This is a genomic window from Acidovorax sp. GW823-FHT02H02, assembly GCF_058797075.1.
Genome location: NZ_JBXAJH010000020.1, coordinates 39253 through 51615, shown reverse-complemented (window position 1 = coordinate 51615; position 12363 = coordinate 39253). Strand labels below are relative to the sequence as shown.

The 12363-nt window shown below is 66.6% G+C and carries 11 protein-coding genes; 4 read left to right on the top strand and 7 right to left on the bottom strand.

Going from position 1 to position 12363, the window contains the following annotated elements; all coding sequences use genetic code 11:
* Positions 1-21 precede the first annotated feature (21 nt).
* The 3 genes from fba to AC1RDS_RS18465 form a co-directional block, all read right to left on the bottom strand.
* Complete coding sequence (gene fba / locus AC1RDS_RS18475; protein WP_092700917.1) at positions 22-1086, bottom strand: class II fructose-bisphosphate aldolase; 1065 nt, start codon at positions 1084-1086, stop codon at positions 22-24.
* Positions 1087-1164: 78 nt separating this feature from the next.
* Entirely contained in the window at positions 1165-2562 is a 1398-nt protein-coding gene (locus AC1RDS_RS18470) for a histidine kinase dimerization/phospho-acceptor domain-containing protein (RefSeq protein ID WP_348682892.1), read from the bottom strand.
* A complete protein-coding gene (locus AC1RDS_RS18465) occupies positions 2559-3254 on the bottom strand; it encodes a response regulator transcription factor (RefSeq protein ID WP_092700911.1) in 696 nt (231 codons plus the stop codon). The genes AC1RDS_RS18470 and AC1RDS_RS18465 overlap by 4 nt, the downstream gene beginning before the upstream one ends.
* 75 nt (positions 3255-3329) lie before the next feature.
* Here AC1RDS_RS18465 and AC1RDS_RS18460 point away from each other — a divergent pair, with 75 nt between their 5' ends.
* Positions 3330-4076 carry a phosphatase PAP2 family protein gene (locus AC1RDS_RS18460; RefSeq protein WP_348682664.1) on the top strand — a complete coding sequence of 249 codons (747 nt, stop codon included), beginning with the start codon at positions 3330-3332 and terminating at the stop codon, positions 4074-4076.
* A gap of 29 nt (positions 4077-4105) precedes the next feature.
* Here AC1RDS_RS18460 and pyk read toward each other — a convergent pair whose 3' ends face one another.
* Together pyk and AC1RDS_RS18450 are read right to left on the bottom strand one after the other, a co-directional pair.
* Positions 4106-5542 carry a pyruvate kinase gene (pyk, locus tag AC1RDS_RS18455; protein WP_092700905.1) on the bottom strand — a complete coding sequence of 479 codons (1437 nt, stop codon included), beginning with the start codon at positions 5540-5542 and terminating at the stop codon, positions 4106-4108.
* 117 nt (positions 5543-5659) lie between these two features.
* Positions 5660-7051 (bottom strand): aminopeptidase P N-terminal domain-containing protein, encoded by a 1392-nt coding sequence (locus AC1RDS_RS18450; protein WP_348682663.1) that lies wholly within the window; start codon positions 7049-7051, stop codon positions 5660-5662.
* Between the two features lie 110 nt (positions 7052-7161).
* Here AC1RDS_RS18450 and AC1RDS_RS18445 point away from each other — a divergent pair, with 110 nt between their 5' ends.
* On the top strand, positions 7162-7905 hold the full coding sequence (locus tag AC1RDS_RS18445; RefSeq protein ID WP_092700899.1) for a hypothetical protein: 744 nt from the start codon (positions 7162-7164) through the stop codon (positions 7903-7905).
* On the opposite strand, the gene AC1RDS_RS18440 is transcribed toward AC1RDS_RS18445, so the two are convergent.
* Both AC1RDS_RS18440 and speD read right to left on the bottom strand, forming a co-directional pair.
* Positions 7902-8663 (bottom strand): nucleotidyltransferase family protein, encoded by a 762-nt coding sequence (locus AC1RDS_RS18440; RefSeq protein WP_348682662.1) that lies wholly within the window; start codon positions 8661-8663, stop codon positions 7902-7904. The genes AC1RDS_RS18445 and AC1RDS_RS18440 overlap by 4 nt on opposite strands.
* Positions 8660-9058 (bottom strand): adenosylmethionine decarboxylase, encoded by a 399-nt coding sequence (gene speD / locus AC1RDS_RS18435; protein ID WP_092700893.1) that lies wholly within the window; start codon positions 9056-9058, stop codon positions 8660-8662. The genes AC1RDS_RS18440 and speD overlap by 4 nt, the downstream gene beginning before the upstream one ends.
* Positions 9059-9182: 124 nt before the next feature.
* Between speD and tkt the strand changes: the two genes are divergently transcribed.
* Both tkt and gap read left to right on the top strand, forming a co-directional pair.
* On the top strand, positions 9183-11237 hold the full coding sequence (gene tkt, locus AC1RDS_RS18430) for a transketolase (protein ID WP_348682661.1): 2055 nt from the start codon (positions 9183-9185) through the stop codon (positions 11235-11237).
* 74 nt (positions 11238-11311) lie between these two features.
* Positions 11312-12313, top strand: a complete 1002-nt coding sequence (gene gap / locus AC1RDS_RS18425; RefSeq protein WP_287879318.1) for a type I glyceraldehyde-3-phosphate dehydrogenase — start codon at positions 11312-11314, stop codon at positions 12311-12313.
* Positions 12314-12363 lie beyond the last annotated feature (50 nt).

The following is a 12363-nucleotide window of genomic DNA, read 5'->3' as shown; positions in this document are numbered from 1 at the left end:
TGAAGGGGTGAGCAAAAAACGTCAGTTGACCACTTGGGCCAATGCACCTGCAGTGTATTTTTGGGCCATCACGGTCAGCGATGCACCCTTGATCTTGCCCCCCTGGCCTTCGCAGCCGAACTCGATGTAACGCTGCTTGCAAATCGCCTTGGCAGCTTCGCGCGCGGGCTTGAGCCATTCGCGGGCATCGAACTTTTCGGGGTTTTCGGCCAGGAACTTGCGCACCGCGCCAGTCATGGCCAGGCGGATGTCGGTGTCGATGTTGATCTTGCGCACGCCGTGCTTGATGGCTTCCTGGATTTCGGCCACGGGCACGCCATAGGTTTCCTTCATCTTGCCGCCGTACTGGTTGATGATGGCCAGCAGATCCTGGGGAACCGAAGACGAGCCGTGCATCACCAGGTGGGTGTTGGGGATGCGGGCATGGATTTCCTTGACGCGGCTGATGGCCAGGATGTCACCCGTGGGCGGACGGCTGAACTTGTAGGCGCCATGGCTGGTGCCAATGGCAATGGCCAGGGCATCCAGCTGGGTGGCCTTGACAAACTGGGCAGCCTCTTCGGGGTCGGTCAGCATCTGGCTGTGGTCCAGCTTGCCTTCGGCGCCAATGCCGTCTTCTTCCCCGGCATCACCCGTCTCCAGGTTGCCCAGGCAGCCCAGCTCGCCCTCCACCGTGACGCCGTACTTGTGCGCCAGCTCCACCACTTTGCGCGTGACTTCGACGTTGTAGTCGAACGACGAAGGGGTCTTGCCGTCCTCCATCAGCGAGCCATCCATCATCACCGAGCCAAAGCCCAGGTCGATCGCGCCCTGGCACACCTTGGGCGAAGTGCCATGGTCCTGGTGCATGACCAGCGGAATGTGGGGATACATCTCGGCCGCCGCCTGGATCAGGTGCTTGATGAAGGGCTCGCCTGCGTATTTGCGCGCACCGGCGCTGGCCTGCAGGATGACGGGCGCACCCACCTCGTCGGCGGCGGCCATCACGGCCTGCACCTGCTCCAGGTTGTTGACGTTGAAGGCAGGAATGCCATAGCCGTTGGTGGCAGCATGGTCGAGCAGTTCGCGCATCGAGACGAGGGGCATGGTGGTGAAGTCCGTTCAGGGTTGAGGGAGGCGCTGACAGGCAGCCGGCGCGGTGGTAACCGCTTGGTAACCCGGATTTTACCCGGCCGCCACAGCGCTGGGTGGTGGGAAATCCAGACGGTAGCAAGTGGTGAATGGCGCCGGCGCAGCCGCCACGCCAAAGGTGCCGTTATGCATCTGCGCCACACGCAGCACAATTTCATGCCCCAGCTGCAGGCTGTCCGCCGGGCGCGCCATGCTGGCGTTGCCCGCAGCCGCCTGGACACGCCCGCCGTCGTCACACACCTGCAGCCAGACCGCCCCGGTGTCGGACTGCCCTATCTGCACGGAAATCCGGGTGCCATGCGGAGTGTGCCTGAGGGCGTTTTCGACCAGATTGCGCACCGCCAGGTCCAGCAGCACCCCATGGCCCGCCATGGGCAAAGCCTCGGGCGCCACCACGGCGATCTCGCCCCCCCGATGCCATGCGGCCTGGGCATAGTCGACACACACAGCGCGCGCCGTGGCGGCCAGGTCCACCGGCGCCGTGGCTTCGTGCAGCTCGGCACGGCTGGCCCGGGCCAGCGCCAGCAACTGGTTCAGCACATGGCCCGCACGCAAGGCATCCTGCTGTATCCGCGCCAAGGCCTGTGCCTGCGCGTTCGGGTCCAGCCCACCGCCCAGCGCACTGGCCTGCAGCGCGATCGACGACAAGGGTGTGCGCAGCTCGTGTGCCACCTCGTTGGCCAGACGGCGCTCGCGCACCAGCGCGGCCTGCTGCCGCTCCAGCAGCGTATTGATGGAGGCCACCACCGATTCGAATTCGCTCCATGCGTGGCGCGACGCCAGCCGCTGCGCGATGGCAGGGTCGAGTGCGGCCACATCCGCAGACAGTGCATACAAGGGCCGCAATCCCCGGTGCAAGGCCAGCCCCAGGGCCAGGGCCACCACCGGCAGCAGCCACAACCCCGGCTCGACCATCTGGTCGGCGATGTCCTGCGCCAGCTCGTCGCGCTCGCGCAACTCCAGCAGCACCATGACCTTGCGGGTTTCGGCCTCATCCCATTGCGAAAAGCTGCGCCAGGCCACGGCCTGCGGTCCCAGGCTCAGATCGGCGAACCCCTCGGCCTCATTGAAGGCAGGCAATGGTGCGCTGCCGCTGTGCGCCAGCACATGCCCTGCGGCATTCCACTGCACCACGCTGATGGACTGCTGGTAGTCATGCGCCTTGAGCCAGGGCATGGCGGGGCGCTGCTTAGTGACGGCCTGGTCCACGGCTTCAAAAGCGCGCAGATTGATGAGCAGCGCCGCCACACTGGCCAGATGGCCGTCGGTCAGCTCATCCGCCTCATTCACACCGGCGCGGTACCCCACGAACACGAAGCTGCCCCAGACAAGCACCAGCGCCCCCAGAGACCACAGCAGCAGATGCCGGGTCAGCGAGTGGCGGACCGGGCCCCGGGAGGGGCGGGCAGCGGAACCCGGCGCTGCCGTCACAAGGCCTCCTGCGGCATGAAGTAACCCACGCCCCGCATGGTCTGGATGCACCCGCTGCCCAGCTTGCGGCGCAAATGGTGGATGTGCACTTCGACCGCGTTGCTTTCGATGGCCGATTGCCAGCTGTACAGGCGCTCCTCGATCTGCTGGCGGGACAGCACCCGGCCCCGGGCCTGCAGCAGCACGAGCAGCACGGAAAACTCGCGCGGCGACATATCGACCGGTTTGCCGGCCTGCAGCACCGTGCGCGCGGCCGGATCCACTTCGATATCGCGGTAGCGTATGGTCGGAGAGGCCCGGCCTGCCGCCCGGCGCAGCAACGCACGCAGGCGAGCATCGAGTTCATCGACATCAAAGGGTTTGACCAGATAGTCGTCGGCCCCCTGGTCCAGGCCGGCGATGCGCTGGCTGACCAGATCGCGGGCCGTCACGATGAGCACCGGGGTCGCAGGATCGGGCAGCGCTGGCACGCCAGCGGCCGGCGGACTGGCGCGCAGCCGGTGCAACAGCTCCCCGCCTTCACCGTCGGCCAGTCCCAGGTCCAGCAAGACGGCGTCAAAGCGCTCGGCACGCAGTGCGCCCCAGGCCGACGCAATGCCATCGCACACATCCACGGCATAGCCGCGCTGCTGCAGGTTGGTGCGCAGCCCGTTGGCAATGCCCGCATCGTCTTCGACCACTAGGATTCGCATGGCCCGATTGTCACCGCGACGGCCCCCAGAAAAAGGTTAAGACCCCGTTAAGCGCACACGCCTATCGTGCCGAACATGTCGCAGTCAAGCCTTGCTTCCACCTCGCCACCCCACTCCCTGCGCGGAACCCTGGCCTGGACCCTTGGCACATTGGCATGCCTGCTGGCCTGGGATGCCCTGGGGCAGGACCGGGCACTGGCCCATGTTTTTGGCTCGGGCACCGGTTTCCCGATGCGCGAGCAGTGGTTCTTCACGCAGGTACTGCACGAAGATGCCCGCCATCTGGGCTGGCTTGTGGTGCTGCTGCTGACCCTGGGCGTATGGTGGCCGGTGGGCTTGCTGCGGCGCATCGACCTGGGGGAGCGGCTGCAACTGGCCGCCAGCGCGCTGGCGGCGCTGTTTGTAGTGAGCAGCCTCAAGAGCCTGAGCGCCACCAGTTGCCCCTGGGATCTGGCCGAATTCGGTGGCGTGGCCCGCTACGCATCGCACTGGGCCCTGGGCATCGTGGATGGTGGAGGGGGGCGCTGTTTTCCTGCGGGCCATGCCTCGGCGGGGTTTGCCTTTGTGGGCGGCTACTTTGCGCTGCGGCGGCGCCAGCCGCGCGCCGCGCGCCTGTGGCTGGCGGCATCGCTGGTAGCAGGCCTGATTCTGGGCGGCGCCCAGCAGGTGCGTGGCGCCCACTTCATGAGCCACACCCTGTGGACGGGCTGGCTGTGCTGGACCACCGGCTGGCTGTGCGACCTCGCGGCTGCCGCGCTGCGCCGGCGCCTGGCGCTTGCCGACAACCCACAAGCCGACGAGCCGCCGCCTGCAGCCAGGTGACCTGGCCGTGGTTCACGCCGTGAACGGGGTCAGCTTGCGCGGCAGATTTTCAGCATGTTGGTGCCACCCGGTGCGCCCATGGGCTCGCCACAGGTAATGGCATACACGTCGCCGCTTTGCACAATGCCGCGGCTCTTGAGGTGGCCTTCGGCCTGCGCGAGCGCCGTGTCGCGGTCGGCGCTGGTGTCCATGAGCAAGGGGCGCACATTGCGGTACATGGCCATCTTGCGCTGCGTGGCCACCTTGGGCGTGAGCGCGTAGATCGGGATATGGCTGCGGTGGCGGCTCATCCACAGGGCAGTGGAGCCGCTGTCGGTCATGGCCACGATGGCCTTGGCCTCCAGGTGGTGGGCCGTGAAAAGCGCCCCCATGGCAATGGACTGGTCGATGCGGCCAAAGGTGCGGCCTGTGAAGTCGGCATCCAGCCGATGGTCCTCGGCCGCCTCGGCGGCGGCGCAGATCTTGGCCATCTCTTCCACGGTTTCCAGGGGGTATTTTCCGGCCGCCGTCTCGGCGCTGAGCATCACCGCATCGGTGCCGTCGAGCACGGCGTTGGCCACGTCGCTCACCTCGGCCCGGGTGGGCACGGGGTTGGTGATCATGCTCTCCATCATCTGCGTGGCGGTGATGACCACCTTGTCGAGATCCCGCGCCATGCGGATCATCTTTTTCTGCAATGCCGGCACGGCCGCGTTGCCCACCTCCACCGCCAGGTCGCCGCGCGCCACCATGATGCCGTCGCTCACGCGCAGGATGGACTCCAGGTGCGGAATGGCCTCGGCGCGCTCGATCTTGGCGATCAGCCCCGGCTTGTGGCGGTATTCCGCCGCCGCCACGTTGCACAACTGGCGCGCCATCTCCATGTCGGTGGCATTCTTGGGAAAACTCACGGCCACATAGTCGGCCTGGAAACCCATGGCCGTGCGGATGTCTTCCATGTCCTTGGCGGTGAGCGCCGGCGCCGTGAGGCCGCCACCCTGCTTGTTGATGCCCTTGTTGTTGGACAGCTCGCCGCCAATCTTCACCGTGGTGTGCACGGCCTCGCCGCGCACGGCGTTCACCGTGAGAACGATCAGGCCGTCGTTGAGCAGCAGCACATCGCCGGGCTTCACGTCACGCGGCAGTTCCTTGTAATCGAGCCCCACGCCGGCCAGATCGCCCGGCTCGGTGCGGGAAGCATCCAGCACGAACGGTGCGCCCTGCTCCAGCAGCACCCGGCCTTCGGCAAACTTGCCGACCCGAATCTTGGGGCCCTGCAGGTCCGCCATGATCGCCACCTCGCGCCCGGCCCGCTGCGCGGCGGCGCGCACTGCCGTGGCGCGGTCGATGTGGTCCTGCGCCTTGCCGTGGCTGAAGTTCAGGCGCACCACGTTGACGCCGGCGCGGATCATGCGCTCGAGCAATTGCGGGTCGCTGGAAGCGGGGCCCAGGGTGGCAACAATCTTGGTGGCGCGACGGGTGGACATGGAGGTGTCTCTTTCTCACTGAACGTGTAATTGAGTTTCCATTTTTACACGGAAGCGGTTACCACCGCGGAACCATCGGCTGCCACGCGGCCTGGGCACCGCGCTGCGGGGCCCGCTTCAGGCGCGCATCAGGGCCTCGATCTCGTCGGCCTGCACCGGCACGCCGCGCGTGATCAGTTCGCAGCCCGCCTCGGTGACGATGGCGTCGTCCTCGATGCGGATGCCGATGTGGTGAAACGCCTCGGGCACGCCCGCGGCGGGCCGCACATAGATGCCCGGCTCGACGGTGAGCACCATGCCCGGGCGCAGCACGCGGCTGGGGCGATTGGTGATCAGCTCGCCCGAGAGCGGGTCCTTGCGCTGGCCCACCTGGCCCACCTCGCCGGGCTCCACGTAGCTGCCGCAGTCGTGCACGTCCATGCCCAGCCAGTGGCCGGTGCGGTGCATGTAGAACTGGAAGTACGCCCGCTGGTCGATCACGTCCTGCGCTGTGCCCACCTTGTTCCTGTCGAGCAGGCCCAGGTCCAGCATGCCCTGTGCCAGCACGGCCACGGTGGCGTCGTGCGGGTCGGTGAAACGTGCGCCCGCCCGGGTGGCGGCCACGGCGGCTTCCTGGCTGGCGAGCACCAGATCGTAGAGCGCACGCTGTGGCCCGGTGAAACGGCCATTGGCCGGAAAAGTGCGCGTGATGTCGCTGGCATAGCCGTCGAGTTCGCAGCCGGCGTCGATCAGCACCAGCTCACCGTCGCGCACGGGCGCGGTGTCGGCGCGGTAATGCAGCACGCAGGCATTGGCCCCCGCCGCGACGATGGAGCTGTAGGCGGGGTATTGCGAGCCCTGCTGGCGAAATTCGTGCAGCAACTCGGCATCGAGGTGGTATTCGCGCACCTCTTCGCCCGCACGCAGCATGCGGGCCGAGCGCTGCATGGCGCGGATGTGGGCGCCGGCGCTGATGGCGCTGGCGCGGCGCATGATGGCCTGCTCGTGTTCATCCTTGACCAGGCGCATCTCGTCGAGCAGGGTGCACAGGTCGTTTTGCACTGCGGGGCACAGCGCACCGTAGCGCACGCGGGCGCGCACGGCATTCAGCCAGCCCTCCACCCGGGCGGCCAGCCCGCCGTGGGTGGCAAACGGATACCAGACGCAGGCCCGGTTCTCCAGCAGGCGCGGCAGCTGTGTGTCCAGATCGCTGCTGGCATGGGCGGCCTCCACACCCAGCGCGGCAGGCGCCGCCGCGGGGCCCAGCCGGTAGCCGTCCCAGATCTCGCGCTCCAGATCCTTGGGCTGGCAAAACAGCGTGCTGCGGCCTTCCTGCGTGAGCACCAGGCAGGCGCCCGGCTCGGTGAAGCCCGTGAGGTAATAGAAATAGCTGTCGTGGCGAAACAGAAAGTCGCTGTCCCGGTTGCGCTGGCGCTCGGGCGCCGTGGGGATGATGGCGATGCCGCCTTCGCCGAGCATCGAGGCAAGGCGGGCGCGACGCTGGGCATAGATGGATGTCGGTAGACTCATCCACGCATTTTGAGCCCTCCGGGCGCAGTACGGTCTGCCAGACGGCGAATTTCCTTTCACTTTCCGGCTTATCGGTGCCGCACGGGCACCCTCTTCCCTTTCTCCATCGCATGTCTGATTTGTTCACTTCCCTCTGGCAGTTCATCCTGGCCACCTTGGTCCCGTTGCTGGGGCTCGTGCTGATCGTCGCACTGCCCGTCTATGGTGTGTATGTGCGCTGGATCGACGTCCCCCGCAAATGGCTGCTGGCCCGGCGCACGGTGCAGGTGCTGCTGGCCGTGGCGCTTTTGTGCAATGCCTGGCTGGGCGTTCGGCTCTACCTGTCGCACAGTGCGCAACAGGCCCGGCAAGACGGCGCTTCCGTCCGCGCAAGCCGTGAGCGGTTTGTGCTGCCGCAGGACTTTGTGTATGGCGAACTGACCATCCCTGCGGGCAGCCTGATCAACCGCCGGGACCCTTTCGACAAGGGCGAACCGGGCCGCCCGCTGGCGTTGCATGGCCTGGAGGCCGTGCGCTTCGCGCAGCCAGTGCAGGTGGCTGGCGTGTGGGCCAGCGCGCTGCAAACCGTTCCCATGCGCGTGGAGCTGGCGCAGGACCAGAGCATCGGCCCGCTGCACCGCTTCGACAGCGCCAGCCTGAGCTGGGTGCCCAACACCGTCGTGTCGGCACTGAACTGCAAGAAGGGCCAGATCGCCCTGTTCCACGTGCCGCACATTGCCTACGACATCCAGGCGGAGCTGGACAAACCCGCACCCGACGGGCCGCAGGCGAGGTTTCTACCCAGCCAATGGCTGTTTCGCAACTGCGAGGCGGGCCCGGCCATCGCCGTGGAACCCGTGCCGCCATCGTCTTAGCGGTTGAGCTCTGCCAGCCGCTCGGGTGTGCCGACATCGGTCCAGCGGCCGGTGTAGAGCGAGGCCGATACCCGGCCGGCGTCCATCGCACGGCGCAGCAGCGGTGCCAGCGGGGCCTGGGTGCCACCGGGGTTGCCCGCCGGGATATCGGACCAGGGCGCCGCAAAAAGTTCAGCGCGCAACAGGGCGATGGTGCTGTAGGTGTAGCGCGGTGTGGGGTCGTTGGCGGGCAGGTTCAGCGCCACGCCGTCGGCCGACAGGCCAAAGTCGCCACGCGGGTTGTGCGCCGGGTTGGGCACCAGCCACAGGTGGGCCAGATGGTCGCTGGCGGCAAAGGCCTGCACGGCGGCACGGTCGAACATGAAGTCGGGCGCAAACACATCGCCCGCCGCCAGCCAGAAAACCGGCCCCAGCTGTGGCAGGGCGCGGGCGATGCCACCCGCCGTTTCCAGCGCGCCGCCAAAATCCACGCCCTCGTGGGAGTATGAAATCGATAGCTGCTCGCGCTTATTTGACATGCGCCACAAGCCATTCTGATTTGAAAAGTAGGCCGGAATCTGCTCACCCAGCCAGGCGGTGTTGATCACCACGCACGACACGCCGGCGTCGGCCAGCGCCTGCAGATGCCATTGCAGCAGGGGCTGGCCCTGCACCTGCAGCAGCGGCTTCGGGGTGGTGTCGGTGAGGGGCCGCATGCGTTCGCCGCGGCCTGCCGCCAGCACCAGGGCTGGCACCTGCACAGCAGTGGACTGCGTCATCGCACCGCCCCGGTGGCGGGCCCCACGGCGCCGCGCTGCAGGGCATGGCGCTGCACCTCGGCAGGGTCGAAAAGGGCCAGCAGCGCATCCATCAGGGCCTGGGCCCTGGCCGAATGGTCGGCGCCAAAGTTGCAGACATACACATCCAGCGTGACGGCGCTCTGCTCGGGCCAGGTGTGCACGCACAGGTGCGACTCGGCCAGCAACACCGTGGCGGTCACCCCGCCAGGGCCTTGCGCCGTGGCCGGGAAGGTGTGGAACAGCTGGCCTACCGCCTGCAGCCCCGCAGCGCGCACGGCATCCGTGCAGGCCAGGGCCAGGGCGGCGGCATCCAGCAGGCGCTGGGAAACGCAGCGGCAGCCACGCAGATCGGCGGTGAGATGCAGTCCTTGCATGGCGTGCACTGTAGTGCATTGCCGCCGCTGCCCCAGGCCTGCCACGGGCCAATTCAGGCGAACGAAAGCCGCCCCGGTAAAATGCGGGGTTTCCCCTGAACCTCCCACCCCTGAACCCTCCCCCATGGCCAACACCCAGCAATCCCACCAGATGGCCAACGCAATCCGCGCGTTGGCCATGGACGCAGTTCAACAAGCCAACTCCGGCCACCCCGGCGCGCCCATGGGCATGGCCGACATGGCCGTGGCGCTGTGGAGCCGCCACCTCAAGCACAACCCTGCCAACCCCCAGTGGTTTGACCGCGACCGTTTCGTGCTGAGCAATGGCCACGGCTCGATGCTGCTGTATGCGCTGCTGCACCTCACGGGCTACGACCTGCCGATAGGCGAACTGAAGAACTTCCGCCAGCTGCACAGCAAGACCGCTGGGCACCCCGAAGTGGGCCACACCCCCGGCGTCGAAACCACCACCGGCCCGCTGGGCCAGGGCATCACCAACGCCGTGGGCTTTGCGCTGGCCGAAAAGCTGCTGGCCAGCGAATTCAACCGCGAAGGCCACACCGTGGTGGACCACCACACCTACACCTTCCTGGGCGATGGCTGCCTGATGGAAGGCATCAGCCACGAAGCCGTTTCGCTGGCCGGCGCCTGGAAACTCAACAAGCTGATTGCCCTGTACGACGACAACGGCATCTCCATCGACGGCCAGGTCGCCCCCTGGTTTGCCGACAACACTCCGCAGCGCTTTGCGGCCAGCGGCTGGAACGTGATCGGCCCCATCGACGGCCATGATGCCGACACGGTGGACGCCGCCATCGAAGAGGCCAAGCAGCAGACCGAGCGCCCCACCCTCATCGTATGCAAGACGCACATCGGCAAGGGCAGCCCCAACCGCGCCAACACGGCCAAGGCCCACGGCGAGCCGCTGGGCGCCGACGAAATCGCACTCACGCGCGAAGCCCTGGGCTGGACCAGCGAGCCCTTCGTGATTCCGCAAGACGTGTATGCCGACTGGGATGCCAAGGCCAATGGCCAGGGTTTTGAATCCGTCTGGAACGAGCGTTTTGATGCCTACAGCAAGGCCTTCCCCGAACTGGCCGCCGAGTTCAAGCGCCGCATGGAAGGCAACCTGCCCGCCCGTTTTGCGCAAGTGGCCGTGGACACCGTGGTCGCCGCCCACACCAAGGGCGAAACCGTGGCCAGCCGCAAGGCCAGCCAGCTGGCGCTGGAAGCCTTCACCGCAGCCCTGCCCGAACTGCTGGGCGGCAGCGCCGACCTGACCGGCTCCAATCTCACCAACACCAAGAGCACGCCCAGCCTGCGCTTTGACCAGCAAGGCGCCGTGGTGCAGACCGAGGTCGAAGGCGGCAAGAAAATCGGTGGCCGCCACATCAACTACGGCGTGCGCGAGTTCGGCATGGCCGCCATCATGAACGGCATTGCGCTGCATGGTGGCTTCATCCCCTACGGCGGCACCTTCCTGACCTTCAGCGACTACAGCCGCAACGCCATCCGCATGGCCGCGCTGATGAAGCAGCGCGTGATCCACGTCTTCACGCACGACTCCATCGGCCTGGGTGAAGACGGCCCCACGCACCAGTCGGTGGAACACGCCGCCAGCCTGCGCCTGATCCCCAACCTCGACGTCTGGCGCCCCGCCGACACGGCCGAAACCGCCGTGGCCTGGAGCGTGGCCCTGAGCAACCGTGACAAGCCCACCGCCCTGCTGCTCTCGCGCCAGAACCTGCCCTACGCACCCAAGCGCGACCTGGGCGACATCTCGCGCGGCGCCTATGTGCTGTCCGAGCCTGCGGACGTGGGCCTGAAGAAGAAGGCCCAGGCCGTGATCATTGCCACCGGTTCCGAAGTGCAGCTGGCCCTGAAGGCCCAGCGCCTGCTGGCCGACAAGAAGATCGCCGTGCGCGTGGTCTCCATGCCCAGCACCACCACCTTCGACCGCGAAGACATCCCCTACAAGAGCAGCGTGCTGCCTGCCGGCGTACCCCGCGTGGCCGTGGAAATGGGCGTGACCGACGGCTGGTGGAAATACGGCTGCGCGGCCGTGGTGGGCATCGACACCTACGGCGAATCGGCCCCGGCGCCTGTGCTGTTCAAGCATTTCGGCTTTACCGAAGAGAACGTGGCAGCCACCGTGCTGGCCGTGCTCCAGCGCAAGTGATCTGGCAAGGGGTCCCGCAGTGATGCGAGGCCCCTTTGGGTTTTGGATTTTCGGAAATCAACTTTGGAGAGACTATGACGATCAAGATTGGTATCAACGGCTTCGGCCGCATCGGCCGCAACGTGCTGCGCTCGGCCATCCAGAACTTCAGCGACATCGAAGTCGTTGGCATCAACGACCTGCTGGAGCCCGACTACCTGGCCTACATGCTGCAGTACGACTCGGTGCACGGCCGCTTCAAGGGCGAAGTCTCGGTGGAAGGCAACACCCTGGTCGTCAACGGCAAGAAGATCCGACTGACGCAAGAGCGCGATCCGGCCAACCTGAAGTGGAACGAAGTCGGCGCCGACGTGGTGATCGAATCCACCGGCCTGTTCCTGGACAAGGCCTCGGCCCAGAAGCACATTGATGCGGGCGCCAAGAAGGTGCTGCTGTCGGCCCCCTCGAAGGACGACACCCCCATGTTCGTGTTCGGCGTGAACCACGACACCTACGCCGGCCAGGCCATCGTGTCCAACGCCTCGTGCACCACCAACTGCCTGGCCCCCGTGGCCATGGTGCTGAACAACAAGTGGGGCATCAAGCGCGGCCTGATGACCACCGTGCACGCCGCCACCGCCACGCAAAAGACCGTGGACGGCCCGAGCAACAAGGACTGGCGCGGCGGCCGCGGCATCCTGGAAAACATCATCCCCTCCAGCACCGGCGCTGCCAAGGCCGTGGGCGTGGTGATTCCGGCCCTCAACAAGAAGCTGACCGGCATGTCGTTTCGCGTGCCCACCTCCGACGTGTCGGTGGTGGACCTGACGGTGGAACTGGACAAGGCTGCCACCTACGACGAAATCAAGGCCGAGATGAAGGCCCAGTCCGAAGGCGCCCTGAAGGGCGTGCTGGGCTACACCGAAGACAAGGTGGTGGCCACCGACTTCCGTGGCGACACCCGTACCTCCATCTTTGATGCCGACGCCGGCATTGCGCTCGATGGCACCTTCGTGAAGATCGTGTCCTGGTACGACAACGAGTGGGGTTACTCGAACAAGTGCCTGGAAATGGTGCGCGTGGTGTCCGCCAAGTAAACGCTGCGGCCCCATGAAAAACGCGCCTTTCGGCGCGTTTTTTTATGCCC

Bases quoted from the DNA above. Each gene is read 5' to 3' on its own strand.
- fba (WP_092700917.1), bottom strand. From the start codon at position 1,086: ATGCCCCTCGTCTCGATGCGCGAACTGCTCGACCATGCTGCCACCAAC.
- AC1RDS_RS18465 (WP_092700911.1), bottom strand. From the start codon at position 3,254: ATGCGAATCCTAGTGGTCGAAGACGATGCGGGCATTGCCAACGGGCTG.
- AC1RDS_RS18460 (WP_348682664.1), top strand. From the start codon at position 3,330: ATGTCGCAGTCAAGCCTTGCTTCCACCTCGCCACCCCACTCCCTGCGC.
- pyk (WP_092700905.1), bottom strand. From the start codon at position 5,542: ATGTCCACCCGTCGCGCCACCAAGATTGTTGCCACCCTGGGCCCCGCT.
- AC1RDS_RS18450 (WP_348682663.1), bottom strand. From the start codon at position 7,051: ATGAGTCTACCGACATCCATCTATGCCCAGCGTCGCGCCCGCCTTGCC.
- AC1RDS_RS18445 (WP_092700899.1), top strand. From the start codon at position 7,162: ATGTCTGATTTGTTCACTTCCCTCTGGCAGTTCATCCTGGCCACCTTG.
- AC1RDS_RS18440 (WP_348682662.1), bottom strand. From the start codon at position 8,663: ATGACGCAGTCCACTGCTGTGCAGGTGCCAGCCCTGGTGCTGGCGGCA.
- speD (WP_092700893.1), bottom strand. From the start codon at position 9,058: ATGCAAGGACTGCATCTCACCGCCGATCTGCGTGGCTGCCGCTGCGTT.
- tkt (WP_348682661.1), top strand. From the start codon at position 9,183: ATGGCCAACACCCAGCAATCCCACCAGATGGCCAACGCAATCCGCGCG.
- gap (WP_287879318.1), top strand. From the start codon at position 11,312: ATGACGATCAAGATTGGTATCAACGGCTTCGGCCGCATCGGCCGCAAC.